16 protein-coding genes are annotated in these 18166 nt (G+C 62.1%); 3 read left to right on the top strand and 13 right to left on the bottom strand.

The features are described from left to right. Positions 1 to 290 precede the first annotated feature (290 nt). Positions 291 to 1004 carry a glutathione S-transferase N-terminal domain-containing protein gene (locus tag KUV41_RS06935; protein ID WP_222237181.1) on the bottom strand — a complete coding sequence of 238 codons (714 nt, stop codon included), beginning with the start codon at positions 1002 to 1004 and terminating at the stop codon, positions 291 to 293. Positions 1005 to 1360: 356 nt separating this feature from the next. Between KUV41_RS06935 and KUV41_RS06930 the strand changes: the two genes are divergently transcribed. Together KUV41_RS06930 and KUV41_RS06925 are read left to right on the top strand one after the other, a co-directional pair. Further along, entirely contained in the window at positions 1361 to 3064 is a 1704-nt protein-coding gene (locus KUV41_RS06930) for an L-lactate permease (RefSeq protein ID WP_222485227.1), read from the top strand. Positions 3065 to 3546: 482 nt separating this feature from the next. Then, on the top strand, positions 3547 to 3699 hold the full coding sequence (locus KUV41_RS06925; RefSeq protein WP_206939867.1) for a hypothetical protein: 153 nt from the start codon (positions 3547 to 3549) through the stop codon (positions 3697 to 3699). A 155-nt stretch (positions 3700 to 3854) separates the two neighbouring features. On the opposite strand, the gene KUV41_RS06920 is transcribed toward KUV41_RS06925, so the two are convergent. The 11 genes from KUV41_RS06920 to KUV41_RS06870 form a co-directional block, all read right to left on the bottom strand. Then, entirely contained in the window at positions 3855 to 4379 is a 525-nt protein-coding gene (locus KUV41_RS06920) for a gamma carbonic anhydrase family protein (RefSeq protein WP_222485225.1), read from the bottom strand. 88 nt (positions 4380 to 4467) lie between these two features. Then, positions 4468 to 5496, bottom strand: a complete 1029-nt coding sequence (gene ltaE / locus KUV41_RS06915) for a low-specificity L-threonine aldolase (RefSeq protein WP_206939871.1) — start codon at positions 5494 to 5496, stop codon at positions 4468 to 4470. Between the two features lie 87 nt (positions 5497 to 5583). Beyond that, a complete protein-coding gene (locus KUV41_RS06910; protein WP_222485223.1) occupies positions 5584 to 8598 on the bottom strand; it encodes an FAD-binding and (Fe-S)-binding domain-containing protein in 3015 nt (1004 codons plus the stop codon). Positions 8599 to 8663: 65 nt separating this feature from the next. Further along, entirely contained in the window at positions 8664 to 9887 is a 1224-nt protein-coding gene (locus KUV41_RS06905; RefSeq protein WP_222485207.1) for a pyridoxal-phosphate-dependent aminotransferase family protein, read from the bottom strand. A 178-nt stretch (positions 9888 to 10065) separates the two neighbouring features. After that, positions 10066 to 11253, bottom strand: a complete 1188-nt coding sequence (locus tag KUV41_RS06900) for a CaiB/BaiF CoA transferase family protein (protein ID WP_222161715.1) — start codon at positions 11251 to 11253, stop codon at positions 10066 to 10068. Positions 11254 to 11277: 24 nt separating this feature from the next. Then, complete coding sequence (locus tag KUV41_RS06895; RefSeq protein ID WP_222485205.1) at positions 11278 to 12072, bottom strand: enoyl-CoA hydratase/isomerase family protein; 795 nt, start codon at positions 12070 to 12072, stop codon at positions 11278 to 11280. Between the two features lie 28 nt (positions 12073 to 12100). After that, positions 12101 to 13387 carry a TRAP transporter large permease gene (locus KUV41_RS06890; protein ID WP_206939881.1) on the bottom strand — a complete coding sequence of 429 codons (1287 nt, stop codon included), beginning with the start codon at positions 13385 to 13387 and terminating at the stop codon, positions 12101 to 12103. Next, positions 13384 to 13965, bottom strand: coding sequence for a TRAP transporter small permease (locus KUV41_RS06885; protein ID WP_222485203.1), 582 nt, complete (start codon positions 13963 to 13965; stop codon positions 13384 to 13386). The genes KUV41_RS06890 and KUV41_RS06885 overlap by 4 nt, the downstream gene beginning before the upstream one ends. 63 nt (positions 13966 to 14028) lie before the next feature. Continuing rightward, on the bottom strand, positions 14029 to 15003 hold the full coding sequence (locus tag KUV41_RS06880; protein ID WP_206939885.1) for a TRAP transporter substrate-binding protein: 975 nt from the start codon (positions 15001 to 15003) through the stop codon (positions 14029 to 14031). Between the two features lie 255 nt (positions 15004 to 15258). Next, positions 15259 to 15504, bottom strand: a complete 246-nt coding sequence (locus KUV41_RS06875) for a hypothetical protein (protein ID WP_222485197.1) — start codon at positions 15502 to 15504, stop codon at positions 15259 to 15261. Between the two features lie 39 nt (positions 15505 to 15543). Continuing rightward, on the bottom strand, positions 15544 to 16020 hold the full coding sequence (locus KUV41_RS06870) for a GlcG/HbpS family heme-binding protein (RefSeq protein WP_222485195.1): 477 nt from the start codon (positions 16018 to 16020) through the stop codon (positions 15544 to 15546). A 193-nt stretch (positions 16021 to 16213) separates the two neighbouring features. Here KUV41_RS06870 and KUV41_RS06865 point away from each other — a divergent pair, with 193 nt between their 5' ends. Then, positions 16214 to 16873, top strand: coding sequence for a GntR family transcriptional regulator (locus KUV41_RS06865; protein WP_206939889.1), 660 nt, complete (start codon positions 16214 to 16216; stop codon positions 16871 to 16873). A gap of 339 nt (positions 16874 to 17212) precedes the next feature. On the opposite strand, the gene glcC is transcribed toward KUV41_RS06865, so the two are convergent. Further along, positions 17213 to 17986: a transcriptional regulator GlcC gene (gene glcC, locus KUV41_RS06860; protein WP_206939891.1), complete on the bottom strand. Its 774-nt coding sequence runs from the start codon at positions 17984 to 17986 to the stop codon at positions 17213 to 17215. Between the last annotated feature and the right edge of the window lie 180 nt (positions 17987 to 18166).

The raw sequence follows: 18166 nt of genomic DNA, 5'->3' as shown, positions 1-18166 counted from the left end.
TACACTTTGTAAGAAAAGACGACATCGCGTGCTCCGTTACTATCGCGATGAAAAGCGGTGAAGCTACGGGGGTGGAGAAACACCCGAGACAGAACAAAAGACACAAGAAAACAGAAGAGTAAGACAGGCTTGCACAGTGGAAGGGAAAACGGCAGGGAAAAAGAGCCTGAACCGGTACAAACGAAACCGTGAGGTCCTAGGGATAGGCGGCGAACAGCAGACGTATCAAGGTCTACGTCCGCCGCGTTTTACATCAGAGCTCTTCACATCAGAGCTCTTCACATCAGAGCTCAGGGCCGATATGCGCCCTCGATATCAGTGATACGCACGGCCTTGCGTCCCATGCCATCGTTGACGTCTAGCATGCGTTCCAGCCAGGCATAAACCGGATCCGCATTGGAGACCAGGTCCGCAGTCGAGACAGTGCGGGCCCACATGAAATTCGCAAAGAGCAGGTAGTCGGCGCCAGCCGGAGCATCGCCATCCACAAAATCGCTGCCAGAGAGCTGGCCCCGCAGTGGTTCCAGGGCGGAATCCAGCTGGCTCAAGCCCTTCGCCGGCGAATGGAACTGCTCAAGCGTCATGCCCAGGCGCTTTTCCCGGGTACTGCGAAAATAGTCGCGATCCTTGGGGTGAATCGCATTTATCAGATCCATCACGATGGTGCGCAGAATCGGCAGCTGCAGGGACCGTTCGCTGTAATGCTTGAAAAAGCGTGCTCGCGCCTGGCCCATCGAGTCGCCCAACAAGGAAGGTGCCTCAGGGTAGGCACGATCAAGGTACTGCATGATCTCGAAGCTGTCGGTGATGACGTTATCGCCGTCCACCATCACAGGCACCTTGTCGTGATGGGAGAACTCAAGCGCCTCCTTCTCGGTGAAACACCAGGGGCGCGTCTCCAGCTCAAGGCCCTTATGCGCTACCGCAAGCTTGGCCCGCCAGCAAAACGGAGAGAAGCGCAGCGCCTCATCGATGCCACACAGGTCATACATCACCAGTGCCATGCCAAATACCCCATTTCAACAAAGTGTCCGCTGATAGTGCCATCCCCCACCACCGTCGCCAACGCTTGCGATGCAGGAATATCGACATTTTGCTGTCCATTAGTCTAACAATCTTGCCCGTTCGACAGCGGGAACAGGCTGAGCTGAAGCCCCTAAACTACTGTAAATAAATGCTTAACTCGGTAAATCCAAAAACAACTCAGCATTCTCATTTTGGTCTGACCAATATCCCAGAGCTAGATCAACGTCGTGAGTCAGCTTATCGTGCCGCCTTGTCCGAACCTTAGGTCGAGATGCGACCGGCACGTCATACAACGGCAATTACAAACAAGGACACGACAAGAGACCCCAACACCATGACCGATACCTCCCTAGCGTTGATCGCCTTCATACCGCTCGTCCTGGCAGGCATTCTGCTGATTGGACTGCGCATGGCTGCCAAGATCGCCATGCCTATCGTCTTTGTGGTCACCGCATTGATCGCTCTGCTGGCCTGGGACATGACCTTTACCCGGGTCATGGCTTCCACCCTGCAGGGGTTGATCCTGACCGTAGCGATCCTGTGGATCATCTTTGGCGCCATCTTGTTGCTCAATACGCTGAAGCACTCGGGTGGCATTGCTGCCATCCGCAACGGTTTTTCCGGCATCAGCCCTGACCGCAGGGTCCAGGCCATCATCGTGGCCTGGCTGTTTGGCTGCTTTATCGAAGGTGCCTCGGGTTTTGGCACTCCAGCAGCGGTCGCCGCCCCACTGATGGTCGCCCTGGGCTTCCCGGCACTTGCCGCGGTCGTCGTCGGCATGATGATCCAGTCCACACCGGTGTCCTTCGGTGCTGTCGGCACCCCGATCGTGGTGGGCGTGGCCGGTGGCCTGGACAAGGCAGGCATCACTTCCACACTCGAGGATGGCGGTGCCACCTGGCTGGAGTACTTCCGTTTGATCGCCGGTGAAGTGGCGCTGGTCCACGCGGTAGTGGGCATTGTGATGCCACTGTTCATGGTCAGCGTGATGGTGCGCTTCTTCGGTGCCAACCGTTCGTGGAAGGAGGGCCTGGCCATTGCGCCTTTTGCCATCTTCGCCGGCATTGCCTTCGTCGTGCCCTACGCGCTGGCGGGTGTCTTCCTGGGACCTGAGTTTCCTTCGATGATCGGCGCCATGGTAGGCCTGGCCATCGTCGTGCCTGCCGCCCGTCGCGGCTTCCTGATGCCCAAGGAGAGCTGGGACTTTCCCGACGCGGACAGCTGGCCCAAGCACTGGATCGGCAAGCTCAGCATCAAGGCCGATGATGTCGTGGGCCGCGCGCCGATGAGCACCTTCATGGGCTGGCTACCTTACGTACTGCTGGCAGTGCTGCTGGTACTGTCGCGCACGGTAGATCCGTTCAAGCAGGCCCTGACCTCCATCAGCGTCGGCTTCAGCGATATTCTGGGCGAAGCTGGCATCTCCGGCAGCCTGCAGCCGCTGTACCTGCCGGGGGGCATCCTGTTGATGGTGGTCCTGTTGACCGCCCTGCTGCATCGTATGAACGGCAGCCAGCTCAAGGCGGCCTTCGGGGAATCCACCCGCACCTTGCTGGGAGCAGGTTTCGTGCTGGTATTCACCATTCCGATGGTGCGTATTCTTATCAACTCAGGCGTCAACGGCGCGGACCTGGCCTCCATGCCCGTCGCCATGGCCACCGCCGTGGCTGATGGTGTGGGCGGCATCTATCCGCTGTTCGCACCGGCCGTCGGTGCCCTTGGCGCCTTTATTGCCGGCTCCAATACCGTCTCCAACCTGATGCTGGCCGACTTCCAGTTCAACGTGGCCCAACAGCTCGGTGTCTCCACTGCGCTTATGGTCGCGCTGCAGGCTGTGGGTGCCGCTGCCGGTAACATGATCGCCATCCACAACGTGGTCGCAGCCTCTGCAACGGTGGGCTTGCTGGGCCGTGAAGGCATCACGATTCGCAAGACCATTCTGCCGACGATCTACTATGTACTCGCGGCAGGTCTGATCGGACTCGTGGCCATGCAAGTGGTCGGGATCAGTGACCCATTGATGGGACTTGCCGGGTAATCCCGTCACGCTCTACACGTCGCGCAACGAGGGCGTCACCACCGGTGGCGCCCTTTTTGGTTGCCCTGCCAGGCGACTCATCTCAAGGGTCAAAACAGACGTTACACAGGCGTTCAAGGGCTACCGCGAACCCTCGAAGGCCTGCAAGGTGGCTCGCCACTGCCTACCTATCGCCCGAGGCGATGCCTCCATAGCGCCAAGCCAGGCGCCCCTCTCAGCACAATTTGAATACTACTGTGCTGATATGGCGATCAGGCTCAGGGCCACCTAGAGTGACATCAAGGCAGGTAGTTAGCGCCGTGCCAGTTCTATAGCACCGCACAGATAATAGAGGAAGGCTTTCACTAAGGTCGCCGGGAATGACGACCAATAAAGAAAGGCGAGACCGCGCCGCAGCCTCGCATCAAGGGACGACTCAGGACACTCTCGCCGATGGGGCGAAACCGTCCAGCGAGTCCACCACGCTGACAAGGAGACTTATCATGTCCTACTTTCTGTTCGCCCTGATCACCGTGATTGCTGCCATCATTATCACCCAGGCAGCACGCCCTACCGATGCCGCGCTGGTCCGCACCAAGATCCCCGTACCACCAAGGGCCCGGCGCTCCCATCGGCCCGCCAGGCGACGCTCCTGAGCGAAACAGCGGGAAGCTGGCCAGCACGCTTTCGCCCGTGCTGAAAGCAGCAGGCACTTGCCCTGGAGGTACACGGCCAGACAGTTTGTCTCCAAGGGGCGCCTCCTCGGCCAACCTGGCCTGAGGAGGCGCCGTCCAGGCGCTGGCTGCAAGCGCTAGCCAATCCTGGCTAGCCGCGTGCGATGCAGCCTGGCTTTCTCGACATAGCCCTGGGCATTGTCCTTCAGTGCAGCAATCACCTTGTCATTGAGCTCACGGATGACTCTCGCCGGTGCACCTACAACCAGACTGTTGTCGGGAATTTCGGCGCCTTCCTTGACCAGGGCACCCGCACCGATCAGGCAATTCTTGCCGATCACCGCGCCATTGAGCACCACCGCCTGGATGCCGATCAGCGTCCCCTCTCCCACGGTGCAGCCATGCAACATGGCCTGATGCCCCACCGTCACGCCTGGTCCCACGACCAGCGGATAGCCGGGATCCGCATGCAGCACGGCACCATCCTGAATATTGCTGCCCTGTTGAATCTCGAGTGATTCGGTATCGCCCCTCAATACGGCCTGATACCACACGCTGGCGTCTTCGTGCAGCTTGACCTGGCCGATGACCTCGGCACTTTCGGCGACGAACACGCTGCGATGGATATGAGGGGAATGGTTACCCAGACGATAGATGGCCATGGCCCGCTCCTGACGTCGTTGTCCTTGTGGATGGGTGGCGATGAGCGTCCACCCTGACTATATAGTGGACGCTGTTTCCAAACTCTGCCTACTCCGTTGTCGACTCCTGGGCGAGCGAGGCAAAGTAGCCGGAGATTTCTGTCGCCACACGGCGCACGTCCGACTCAGAGATCCCGAGGTGCGTGACCAGACGCGTGCGGGGCCTGACGGCGACAAGAATGCCTCGCTCGGCCAGATATCCTTCCAGCGCCGCGCAATGGGGGGCCGGCACATCCATGAACACCATGTTGGTCGCTTGTCCGAAAACGCCGATACCGGGGACCGCCGCCAACCACTCCGCCAGTTGGCGCGCGTGGCGATGGTCGTCAGCCAGCCGCTCCACATGGTGATGCAGGGCATGGCGACAGGCGGCGGCGAGCAGGCCCGACTGACGCATGCCGCCGCCAAGCGTCTTGCGCCAACGCCGAGCCGAGTCAATGAAGCGCTCGCCTCCCAGCAGCAGTGACCCTACCGGAGCGCCAAGGCCCTTCGAAAAGCACAGGGATACCGAGTCAAAACCTGAACACAGCTCCGCCAACGACTTCCCGGTGGCAACGCTGGCATTGAACAGCCGAGCACCATCGAGGTGACAAGCAAGACCTCTGTCCGCCGCAAGCCCGGTGACGGCCGCCACATAGTCCTGGGGCAAGACTCGGCCTTGAAAGGTATTTTCCAGGGCAATCAAGCGCGTGCGCGCGTGATGGATATCATCGCCCTTGATGGCCGCCGCAATGTCATCCAGAGCGATACGACCATCAGGCTGCTGGGCCAGCGGCTGCGGCTGAATGCCTCCCAGGACGGCGGCACCGCCCCCCTCATCGCGGTAAATGTGCGAAGCCTGCCCGGCGATGACTTCGTCTCCTCGCCCGCAGTGCACCAACATCGCGGTGAGGTTGCTCTGGGTGCCAGAGGGGAAGAACGCCGCAGCCGCAAAGCCGGCGCGATCGGCCACCTCCGACTCGAAGGCAGTGACGCTAGGGTCATCCCCCCACACATCATCACCCACCGGCGCAATCGCCATGGCATCGCGCATGGCATCGGTGGGCTGCGTCACGGTATCACTACGTAGATCGATCATGGCGTTATCCCCGCATTGGCTGCTCGTGTGCTCGAGTATGCCAGCCCGGCTGCGCTGTGAGCACTGTCATCACCGCCACGCGCTGCGTCATCTCAGTGCCTCGGCCAGCACCACGGCCACGTGGCAAGCCTCCCGTGCGGCGCCATCGCGAATCTGGTGGCGACAGCTGGTACCGTCAGCCACGATCAACGCCTCCTCGTCCTCTCGCACGGCGGGCAGCAGCGATAGCTCCGCCATCTGCATGGAGGCGTCGAAATGCTCGCGTTCGTAGCCAAAGCTGCCGGCCATGCCACAGCACGACGACTGGATGGTGTTGACCTCAAGGCCGGGAATCCATGACAGCACCGTCTGCACCGGCGTCAGTGCACCAAAGGCTTTCTGATGACAGTGTCCATGCAGCAGCGCACGCGGCGTGGCCAACGGCCCCAGTGCCAGATTCAGGCGCCCGGCATCCTGCTCCCGCACCAGAAACTCCTCGAATAGATAGCTGGAGGCTGCCAGACGCTTGGCCGCTTCACCAAAGCCAAATCCCAGGAACTCGTCCCGTAGCGTGAGCAGACACGATGGCTCGAGCCCGACGATGGCGACGCCTTGTTCGACGTAAGGCGCCAGCGCCTCCAGGGTTCGCCGGGCTTCCTGCTTGGCGCGCTCCACCTGGCCACTGGCGAGATAGGTCCGACCACAGCACAGCGGTCGGCGATCAGGCCCCCTGGCCAGCGTCACCTGATAGCCCGCCGCTTGCAGCACCCGATGAGCCGCCACCGCATTGTCGGCTTCCATGTAGTTGTTGAAGGTATCCACAAACAGCACCACTTCGCCGCTCGTGGCACCCTCACCCGCCGCCATGTCCGCCGTGTGTCCGACCATGTCGTCCAGGTAGTTCGACGTCACTCTGGGCAGGGCACGCTCCTGCGCCAGGCCAAGAGCACGCTTGAGCGGGTTGGCAACCCACGACACCTGCTCGATGGCTGCCACCAGTGGAGCCAGGCGCTTCAGCATGGGCGCTCGTCTGGGCAGGTCACCGATCAACCGCTCGCGTAGGCCGATCCCGTGCTGCGCCACCCGGGCGGCACGTGCCTCTATCTTGATCCTGGCCATGTCGACACCGGTAGGACAGTCGCGCTTGCAGCCCTTGCACGAGACACACAGGTCGAGCGCTTCCTTGACCTCATCGCTGGCCAGGCCGTCGCGACCGAGCTGGCCGGACAGCACCAGGCGCAGGGTATTGGCACGCCCGCGGGTCAGGTGTTTTTCATCTCGAGTGATGCGATAGCTGGGACACATGGTGCCAGCGTCAAACTTGCGGCAATGGCCGTTGTTGTTGCACATCTCTACCGCACTGGCGAGCCCTCCCGTGCGGTCGCTTCCAGTGCCGGGTGCCGTCTGCTCGCCGTTCATGGGGTCCCGTTCAACGTTCCACGGAGACCAGTCGAGTACCGGCGTCACCTCGATGCGCTGGTAGTCCGGGGGAAACCGGAACAGACGAGAGTCGTCCATCTTCGGGGTATCGACGATCTTGCCGGGGTTAAGCAGGTTCGACGGATCGAACAGTCCCTTGACCTCACGAAAGGCGTCGTTGAGTGTCTCGCCAAACTGCCAGGCCACCCATTCGCCGCGACAGATGCCGTCGCCGTGTTCCCCGGAGTAGGCCCCCTTGTAGGCCTTGACCAGGGCCGATGCCTCCTCGGCGATGGCCCGCATCTTCTCGGCCCCGTCACGACGCATGTCGAGAATGGGACGGACATGCAGCGCACCGACACTGGCATGGGCATACCAGGTGCCCTCGGTGCCATGGCGATGGAACACCTCGGTGAGCTTGTCGGTGTACTCCGCCAGATGCTCAAGTGGCACCGCGCAGTCCTCGATAAAGGACACCGGCTTGCCGTCGCCCTTCATGCTCATCATGATGTTCAGCCCGGCCTTGCGCACGTCCCACAGTGCCTTCTGGGCGCTGGGCTCCGGCATGTCGACCACACAGTCCGGCAGTCCCAGGTCGGCCATCAGCTCATTCAGCCGGGCCAGGTTCTTCAGCAGTTGCTCCCGGTCCTCACCGGCAAACTCCACCAGCAACACGGCTTCTGGCTTGCCGATCAGGGCTTTTTCAATGACAGGGCGAAATGCCGGGTTTTCCAGCGACAGCGAGATCATGGTGTGGTCCACCAGCTCCACCGCCGTCGGTGACAGGGTCACGATGTGCTGGGTCAGGTCCATGGCCTGATAGAAGGTGGGGAAGTTCACCACGCCCAGCACCTTGTGCTGGGGCAATGGTGACAGCTTCAGGGTCAGCCGTCGCGTCACCCCCAGGGTGCCCTCGGAGCCCACCAGCAGGTGCGCCAGATTGGCGTGTCCATCAGCCTCGTACGGCAGCGGGTTCTGGCAGTCGAACAGGTCCAGGTTGTAGCCCGCCACCCGCCTGAGCACCTTGGGGAAATGCTCGCGAATACGCTCACGCTCACGCCGCGCAATCATCTCGACGCGCTCTGCCAGCATCGCCGCCCGAGAGCCGGCGACAAGCTCGTCAACTCGCCCGAAGTGTGCTTCTTCGCCATCGGCCAGCAGCACATCCATCGCCTGCACGTTGTGCACCATGTTGCCGTAATGAATCGAGCGCGAGCCGCAAGAGTTGTTGCCCGCCATGCCGCCCAGCGTGCACTGGGCGCTGGTCGATACATCGACCGGAAACCACAGGCCATGGGGCTTGAGCCAGGCGTTGAGATGATCAAGCACCATTCCCGGCTCCACCACGACGGTGCGGGCCTCCTTGTCGAAGGACACCACACCGTTGAGGTGACGGCTGACGTCGACCACCAGCGCCTCGCCCACGGTCTGGCCACACTGACTGGTCCCCCCGCCCCGGGCCAGCACCGGAATCCCCTCATCCCGCGCAATGTCGAGGGTCAGCGCGAGATCATCCTGATGACGCGGGATGACCACGCCTACCGGGGTGATCTGATAGATCGAGGCGTCAGTGGAATAACGACCGCGACTGGCGGCGTCGAACAGCACCTCCCCCTTCAACTCACGCGCAAGGCGCTCGGCAAAGCTCGGCAGAGGCTGGATGCGAGCGTTTCGGGGCGTGACAGTAGACGTCAACGAATTCATTACCCTCTCCTCAGCAACCTGGCTGGACCGCCGGCGTCAACGCACGCCGGCGGGCGGATGGTGGTTCAATCGCGAGCCAGGCGGGCCACGTGTGGCGCCGGGTTCTCGGAGAAGTACGCCATGGCGGCCTCGACGCCGCTGCCGGCGAGGCTCACCCCGGAGAGCTTCAGCCCCATCTCGCAGCCGGCCAGGGTCGCCATCAGCGTCAGGTCATTGCAGTCACCCAGATGGCCGATTCGGAACATGCGTCCCTTGGCCTTGCCAAGCCCGGTGCCGAGCGACAGATCGAAGCGCTCATAGATCAGCTTGCGCACGGCATCGGCGTCGACGCCCTCCGGCATCACCACGCCGGTCAGCACCGGCGAGTAGACCTCGGGGTCCTGGCACTGAATCTCGAGTCCCCAGGCGTTCACCGCCGCACGCACCCCCGCTGCCCAGCGCTGATGACGGGCCAGAACGTTATCCAGCCCCTCGTCCAGCAGCATGTCGATGGCCTCGTTGAGGCCGTAGAGCAGATTGGTATTGGGGGTATAGGGCCAGTAGCCGCCCTGGTTGGCTTCAAGGATCTCGTCCCAGGCCCAGAAGCTCTTGGGCAGCCGCGATTCGCGACTGGCGGCCAGGGCCTTGTCGGAGATGGCGTTGAAGCTGATGCCCGGCGGCAGCATCAGTCCCTTCTGGGAGCCGGAGATCGTGACGTCGACCCCCCACTCATCGTGGCGATAGTCGGCGCTGGCAAGCCCCGAGATGGTATCGACCAGCAATAGCGCCGGGTGGCCGGCGGCATCGATCGCCCGGCGCACCGCGGCGATATCACTGGTCACACCGGTAGAGGTCTCGTTGTGTACCACACAGACCGCCTTGAGCCGGTGCTCGGTGTCCTCTTTGAGGCGTGCCTCGATCATGTTGGCATCGACACCATGGCGCCAGCCTTCAGCGCCAGGCATACCGATAAACTCAGGCTCCAGCCCCAGGCGACGCGCCAGGCGCTGCCACAGCGAGGCAAAGTGCCCGGTCTCGAACATCAGCACCGGGTCTCCTGGAGACAGCGTGTTGGCCAGAGCCGCCTCCCAGGCCCCGGTGCCTGACGCCGGGTAGATCACTACCGGGCCATCGGTCTTGAAGATCTTGCCGACCTTGCCCAGCAATTCGCGCCCCAGCGCACCAAATTCGGGACCACGATGGTCGATGGTCGGCAGACTCATGGCACGCAGGATGCGATCCGGTACCGGCGAGGGGCCGGGAATCTGGAGGAAGTGACGTCCGCTGGGATGAAAGTCGAGATTCAGCATGTAAGGCCTCCTGGCCAGGCGTCGCACTGGGCGACACCTGGATAGCTGTGAGGGCACCAAGAGCAAGCGCGCCCCTCTTGGAATAACTTGTAATAATGAATGCAATTTTTATGGCGACACCGCCCCACCGATTCGGCGACATGCCAGACACTAGCGGCCGATCGCGGAGGTGTCGGTGTCAGCGCACGGCGCCTTGCTGGCGCAGCGCGTCGATCTCGTCTGCTGCCAGCCCGATCTCCCCCAGCACCTCATCGGTGTGCTGGGCAAACAGCGGCGCCGGCTGGCGAATCGCCAACGGGGTCGCCGAGAACTTGCTGGGAAAGCCCAGGGTCTTCATTCGCCCCATGGTGGGATGATCGACTTCCAGCACCATCTCGCGGGCCAGGTAGTGTTCGTCGTGCATGGCCTGGTCGAAGTCGTTGATCGGCCCGGCCGGCACCCCGGCGGCGTCACAGCGTTCGAGCCAGTAGGCGCGATCCTGTTGCCCGAGAATGTCCTCGAGGATGGCTTCCAGTGTCTCGACGTTGGCGCCGCGATCGAGGTTGGTCGCGAAGCGCTCGTCGACCATCAGCTCGGGGCGCCCGATGACGTCTTCGCAGAAACGCTCCCAGGTCCGCTGGTTGGCGCAGCCGAGCATCATGTAACCATCGCGAACGCGCATGGCTTGATAAGGCGCCGACACCCGGTGCCGCCAGCCGGTTGCCTGCGGCACTCGGCCCTCGGAGAAGTAGGCGCCCGCCTCCCAGGTGAACCAGGGCAGGCCACACTCGGCAATGGCGATGTCCAGGTGCTGGCCTTCACCACTGCGCTGACGGTGGATATAGGCCGCCAGGATCGAGTAGATGGCGGTCAACCCGGCGCCGATATCGTAGACGGCGACCCCGGTCTTGAGCGGACGTCGACCTGGCTCCCCGGTCATCGACATCAGCCCGCTCATGCCCTGGGCCACCAGGTCGAAGCCGCCCTTGTGACGCGACGGGCCGGTCTGGCCATAGCCCGAGATCGAGCAGTAGATCAGTCCCGGGTTGATCGCCTTGAGGCTGTCGTAGTCGATCTTCAGGGACTGGGTGACGCCGGGTCGGTAGTTCTCGACCACCACGTCGGCTTCCTTGGCGAGGCGATAGAACACCTCGCGGCCCTTTTCTTCTTTCAGGTTGAGCGAAATGCTCTTCTTGTTGCGGTTGATCTGAGCGAAACAGGTCGATTCGTCCTCGACGTAGGGGCCCATCTGGCGGCTGTCGTCGCCGCCGTTGGCCTTCTCGACCTTGATCACCTCGGCGCCCATGTCACCCAGCACCATGGTGCAGTAGGGGCCGGCCATGATCTGCGAGACGTCGAGTACCTTGATCCCATCGAGTGGCAGCATAGTGAGTCTCCTTGCCTCAGGGCCTTAGTGACCCTGCCAGCGGAAGGGTGTCTTGTTGACGAACTTGTCGACCGCGGCCTTGAAGTCGCGGCTGGTGTAGCAGGTAGCGATCCAGTCGTCGCTGGCGTCGAAGGCCGGGCGGCGCGCCTCGATCACCCGCTGGATCACCTCCTTGGCCGCCCGCACGGTCAAGGGAGCGCGCTCCTTGAACGCCTGCGCGCGCTCGACCACCGTCGTCTCGATGGCCTCGGCGTCGACGACCTCGCCTACCAGTCCCAGGGCCAGAGCCTCCTCGGCGCGTACCAGCTCACCCGCCATCAGGACCTGCTTGGCCCGGGCGATACCGGCGTGCTCGACCAGCCGCGAGACGTTGGTGATCGACAGGCAGTTGCCCAGGGTCCTGGCGATGGGAATGCCGAACTTGAGCGTTGGCGTGGCCAGGCGGAAATCACAGGCCAGGGCGATGGCGGCGCCACCGCCGACACAGAAGCCTTCCAGCAGCGCCAGCGTCGGCAGCGGCAGGTGCTCCACCCGCCCGACCACTCGGTCGATGCGACGCTCGTAGGCGATGGCATCCTCACCCTTGTCGAAGGTGGCGAACTGCTTGATATCGGTGCCGGCGACAAAGGCTTCGCCGCCGGCGCCGCGCATCACCACCGCGACCAGCTCCGGGTCGTTCTCGATGGTCTCGCAGTGAGCCTCGAGCTGGTCGTACATCTGCCAGGTCATGGCGTTGCGACTGGCGGTGCGATCGAAGGTCAGCCAGGCGACGCCGTCTTCACTGTGGTAGTGCACCTGGCCTTGATCGTTGTCGCTCATGTCATTGTTCTCCTTTAGGTGGTCGCGATCACACGCCGTAGATCAGGTTGACCAGCGCCAGGGCCACGGCGGGCACGTAGGTGTTGATCAGCAGGATCACGAACAGCACCGCCAGGAACCACAGGTTGGTGCGGGTAGTCGCCCAGATATCGGCCTTGGCGATGGAGCAGGAAGCGATCAGCACGCTGGCTACCGGAGGCGTCTGCTGGCCGATGGCCAGGTTCAGCGTCACGATCAGGCCGAAGTGCAGCGGGTCGATGCCCACCGCGGTGACCAGCGGCAGCACGATGGGCACCACCAGGATGATCGCCGCCGCCGAGTGCAGGAAGATCCCCAGCACCAGGAAGATGACGTTCAGCAGCGCCAGTACCACGTACTTGTTGTCGGTCATCTCGGCGATGGAATTGGCCAGCTGCTGAGGAATCTGGGTCTCGGTGAGATACAGACCGACCACCGCCGAGGATGCCACCAGCAGCATCACCACCGCCGTCTGGACACCGGCGTCGAGGCAGGCTTTGTAGAAGATCTTGAGGCTGAACTCGCGATAGATCACCGCACTGATGAAGATCGCCACCACCACCGCCAGCGCGGCACCTTCTGTCGCGGTGACGATGCCGCCGAAGATTCCGCCGAGGATGATCACCGGAATCAGCAGCGCCCAGATGGCGCCCTTGAAGGCCTTCCACAGCCGCGATGCCTGGAAGTTCTGCTCCGCCGGCAGGTTGTGACGACGCGCCAGGTAGTAGCACATGGCCGCCAGCCCCAGGGCGCCGAGCAGGCCCGGGAAGATACCGGCGACAAACATCTTGACCACCGACTCGCCGGACATGACCGCGTAGAGAATCATCGGGATCGAGGGCGGCAGGATGATCGCCAGACTCGCCGCCGAGGACGAGATGGCCGCGGCGAACTCCTTGGAGTAGCCCTTCTTGCGCATGGCCGGAATCAGGATCGAGCCGATCGCCGAGACCCCGGCGACGGCAGAGCCCGAGATCTCGGCAAAGAAGATCGAGGCGCCGATGGTCACCATGGCGAGACCGCCCTTGATGAAGCCGACCATGGCAGACGCCAGATCGATCAACCGGCGCGAGATGCTGGAGGCGTTCATGATGGCGCCGGCCAGGATGAACAGCGGAATCGCGATCAGCGGAAATTTGGTGGCACCGTCGAACATCACCATGCCGACGTTGGGCAAGGCCAGGGTGCCATAGCTGGCCACGGTGGCCAGGGCGCCGACAAGACCGAGGGCGATGGCCACCGGCACGTTGATCAGTATCAGCCCGATCAGGCCGAAGAACATGGACGCGATGATCATGGGGTTCTCCTCGGCATCTGACCTTCAGACATGGCGGGTGGATCATCGCTGCGCACGTCATCGGCCAGCACACCGGCCTCTTCGAGCTCGTGATCGACGAAGCCAGCTCCCTTGGCCGCCCGGATAACGTCGGGGAGCCTGAGCAGCTGGGCGAGAATGAACATGGCGGCACCGATCGGGATCACCGACTGGGTAAACTGCACCGAGATGCTGGGCAGGCTCACCAGCGTGGACCCCTCGAGGATCTGTACCACCTGAAAACCGGTGACGCCGAGCAGCACGAAGAAGCCAATGGTGATCGCCTCGGCGAGCAGCGCGATAGGCAGGCGAATGGATGGCGATACCATGTTGATCACACTGGGACAGGCGATGTGGGCGCCCTTGAGGGCGGCCAGGGCGGCGCCGTAGTAGGTCAGCCAGGCCAGTCCGATGGAGGCGACCTCGTCGTACCAGCTGAAAGGAGAGCCCAACAGACGTGACGCGAACCCGATGGTCACCACCAGGGTCAGCGCCAGCACATTGAGAAAGACGATGACCTCCAGAAGCTTCTGGTAGGCCGCGGAAATGGTGGTAAGCACAGAGCATCCCTCCGAAGGTGGATGCGGCCTCACCTAGGGTGGCAAGGCCGCAGTGGACAGGCGTTATTCGCGCAGTGCTTCCACCCGCGACAACAGTTCCTCACCCCCTTCCACCTCGGCGGCGAACTTCTCGTAGATACCACGAGAGCCCTCGACGAAGGCGTCGGTGTCGACCTCGTTCACCTCCATCCCTTCTTCTTCCATGGTGCTGACCAGGCTTTCGTCCAGCGCGGCGCCCTGCTCCAGTGCGAAGGCCTCGACCTCTTCGGCGGTCTCGATCAGCACTTCACGGACATGCTCGGGCAGGCGGGTCCAGCTGGCACCGGCCAGCACATAGGCCGGGGAATAGACGTGATTGGACAGCGACAGGTAGTCCTGAACCTCTTGGAAGCGCTGGGAATAGATCTGTACCAGCGGGTTTTCCTGACCATCCATGGCGCCGGTCTGCAGCGCAACGAAGGCCTCGGACAGCGCCATGGGCGCCGGCGATGCGCCGTAGCTCTTGAACATCTCGACCCGCCACACACCGTTAGGGGTACGCAGCTTGATGCCATCGAGATCCTCGGGGACCACGATCGGGCGGACGTTGTTGGTGATCTGACGGAAGCCGTTCTCCCAGATGCCGATGATGCGGTAGCGCTTGTCTTCGGCCACGGGGTAGAGCACATCACGCAGCACCTCGTCGCGGACGCGGGCGAGGTGCTCCCGATCCTCGATCAGGTAGGGCATCTCGAACAGCGAGAATTCCGGCGCCACGCTGCTCATGATCGAGGACGGCAGCGACAGATCGATGGTGCCGAGCTTCAACTTGTTGAGCATCTGCTCGTCGGAACCCAGCTGGCTGGAGCCGTAGGTGACCACCTCGGCCTCGCCTTCCAGCCGCTCGTTGGCCAGGCGGGCAAATTCGTTGGCGGTCTTCTCGAACAGCGAACCTGGCCCACCCACATGGCCAAACTTGATCTGCACTTCGTCGGCCTGAGCGGTGCCGACGCCTAGCGCCAGCACGGAAGCGGCCAGTACGGTCTTCAGCAGTTTCATAACCCTCACTCCGAATTGTTGTTGTCCTGCATGGTCTGGCGGAGGGCGCGGGATAACGCCCTGGAGGATGGCGCATCGGGAGCTGGCGTGCTCCTGTCACGCCTGCTTCAACCGGCGTAGTCGGGGCAAACTCTCGATGGACCACTGGAAGAATGGATACATAATTCAAAATTAGGTATTATACTTTTGTCTTTGCCTAACTCGGCTTTATCAAGAAAAATAGAATTAATATCAATTACTTAAAGATTTCTTAGGCTAGACCAAGGGTGCCATGGCGCCGGCCGCCAAGCGGAAGATGCCGAAGAGACAAGCCGAAGAGGCCGGCAGACAAGTGGAGAAAAAGACAAGCGGATAAAAAGACAAGCGGATAAGACGGGAAGCAAAAAGCAGAGTGGGGAACAGGAAAAAAGACAGATACAGAGAGAAAAGGAAGATGAACCCAAGAATCGACGGGAACACGGGAAAGGGGCGCGCTTCTTCCACAGAAGGCGGCTCTTTCACCGTGATTCCACTGTGACAGGTTGTCCGGGACGAGCCCGCTCAGGATGCCGAGTCGTCTCCTGGTTGCAGGCCTGCCAGCCAGCCTTGCGCGCGAATCCCCGCTATCGCCGCCGCCTGATCCTCAGCGGACGATGCACCGCTGACGCCCACGGCACCGACAATGCGCTGATCTTCATCGAGTATCAGTACGCCGCCAGCCACGGGCACGAAGCGCCCCTGTGCCGCATCCGCCACGGACGCGAGAAAGGCAGGCCGTTGAGCGTTACGCTCTCCGGTGACACCGCTGGCTACGCCGACCCCGAGGGCGGCATAGGCCTTGCCATTGGCCACCGCCCAGCGTAGCGGACTACAGCCGTCTTCACGCTCACCGACCACCAGCTGGCCGCCGCCATCCAGCACCACCGCCGTCAGCGGAGGCATTTGCTGTTGTCGGGCATGTTCGAATGCTGCATCAAGAATGCCTCGCGCCAACTGCCGTGGAATCTGAACCTGTGCAAGAAATACGTTCCCAGCCATCATCCCTCCATCACATCATGTGTTGTATGGAACCTCTGCCAGCACCTGTCGCACTCGCTTTCTTTGAATAATGAATTCATAATACCGAAAACGGTGGCCGTCAACTGCGGTATCCTGCATGACATCCAGCACACGCCACCGGCTATCGCCTGCTGACACCCTTCACCGACCTTTTGATCCAGGGACTCGAGACATGGAAAAGATTCAGCCGCGCAGCCTCTACCTGGAAGTCGCCGACCGGGTACGCGACCTGATCGAGCAAGGCAGTCTGCTTCCCGGCGAGAAGATTGCCGAAAAGGAGCTGTGCGAGAGTTTTGGCGTATCACGCACCCCGCTGCGCGAAGCGCTCAAGGTGTTGACGTCGGAGGGGTTGGTCGAGAACCTGCCCAATCGCGGTTCACGAGTCGTCAGGCTGACTCGCCAGGGGGTCAAGAACACCTACGACGTCATGGGTGCCCTTGAAGGACTGTCCGGCGAACTGGCCTGCCAACATCTCAGTGATGAGGATGTCGAGCAGATTCGCGCGCTGCATCAACGCATGTTGAATCACTACCGCAACGGGGAGCTAGCCCCCTACTTCGAGGTCAACCAGCAGATTCATGAGCGCATCCTGGCCGCATCGAACAATGATGTGCTTATCGAGATGTACAACAACTTGAGCCAGCGGGTAAAACGCATTCGTTATAGCGTCGAAATGGGACAAGCCAACTGGGCCAAGGCAGTCGCCGACCACGAGGCCATGCTGGAAGCCATCGATGCACGGGATGGCAAGCGCCTGGGCGACATCCTCAGGGCCCACCTGGGCCACAAGCTGGAAGTGGCAACCGTCAGCGGCATCATCGACGAAGAATAGGGGTTCCGGGACGGCGTGGAAAGGTGTCTGCCGTCGTCTCGGCACTTAGGAAACGCTGAATAAATGTTTCGAGCGATGACAGGTCGGTAGCTGCCGGAGCGCAAAGACCGGAGTTTAGGAAGCGCTGAATAAATCAGCCGAGCGGCATGAGGCGCCAGGCGCCCGCAGCGCAGAACCCGGAGCCTATGGGGTATAGGTGAGGAGTTCGAGCAGCGCGTAACGCAGCGAATCGGCGGCGTAGGCATTTATGCAGTGTTTCCTTTGCATGCGGTTAAATGAGGATCTTGAGCACCGCCAGCAGCCGAGATGTCGAGCGCAGTAGTTTATGCAGCGTTTCCCTTACCACTCTTCCAGCCGCATGGCCGAGCGCTCCAGGCGCTGATCCTCTGCCTCGATCTCCCGCAGCATGTCACCGATGGTAGACAGATGCTCCAGCGCCACTCGGCGCGCCAGCTGCGGCTTGCCTTCCACCACCGCCCGGTGCAGACGGGCGTGCTGGCGATTGATCATGTCTCGTGCATCCGGCCGATGATAGAGGTGCTTCACCGAGGCAAACACTGAACTCAGCAGCAGGTCGGTCAGGCTTTGCAGCGTGTGCGCCAGCACTGGGTTGTGCGACGCCTGACAGATCGCCAGATGGAAGGCGTGATCGAGGCGCGCCAGACGCTCGACTTCAATGTCCTGTGTCCCGCTCACGTAGTCCGCCATCTCCCGGTAGCGCCGGGTGATCAACACCCTGTCCGAGGCGGTCCCGCGACTTGCGGCCAGACTGGCCGACTCCCCTTCCAGCAAGGCGCGCACTTCAAGCAGGTCATACAGGGTTCTGGGGTGCTCGCGAAACAGGTGCATCAAGGGGCTGGCATGGGGGGCTTCCACCAGCGGGGCGACCTCGGACCCCCTTCCCTGCCGGGTCACGATCACGCCCTTGCTGCGCAGCGTGCCCAGCGCCTCGCGCAACGACGAGCGCCCAACCCCCAGCCGCTCGCACAGGCGGCGTTCAGAGGGCAACAACTGCCCTGGCCGAAAGACACCATCCAGAATCAGCGTCTCAAGTTTTGCGGCGATCGCCGCTGAGGTGTTGCTCGGCGCGAGTCGCTCGTCCCGGTCCCACATATCCGCGTAGCCCCTCACCTCTGTCACATGTGTCGTCCGCCGGTCAGTCATTTGCCGATCTGATCATGGACGGAAGAGAAGCGCCAGCGCTACAACAACTGGTCAGACCAGCAAACCAACTGGTGGACAGCAGGACCGATAGCACGCAGATTGTAGTGCAGACAATAACCATCAAGTACG

Source organism: Halomonas sp. DP8Y7-1 (genome assembly GCF_019801685.1).
Classification (GTDB): Bacteria; Pseudomonadota; Gammaproteobacteria; order Pseudomonadales; family Halomonadaceae; genus Halomonas; species Halomonas litopenaei_A.
The sequence above is the reverse complement of the archived record's forward strand: the minus strand, read 5'-3'. Positions and strand labels throughout refer to the sequence as shown.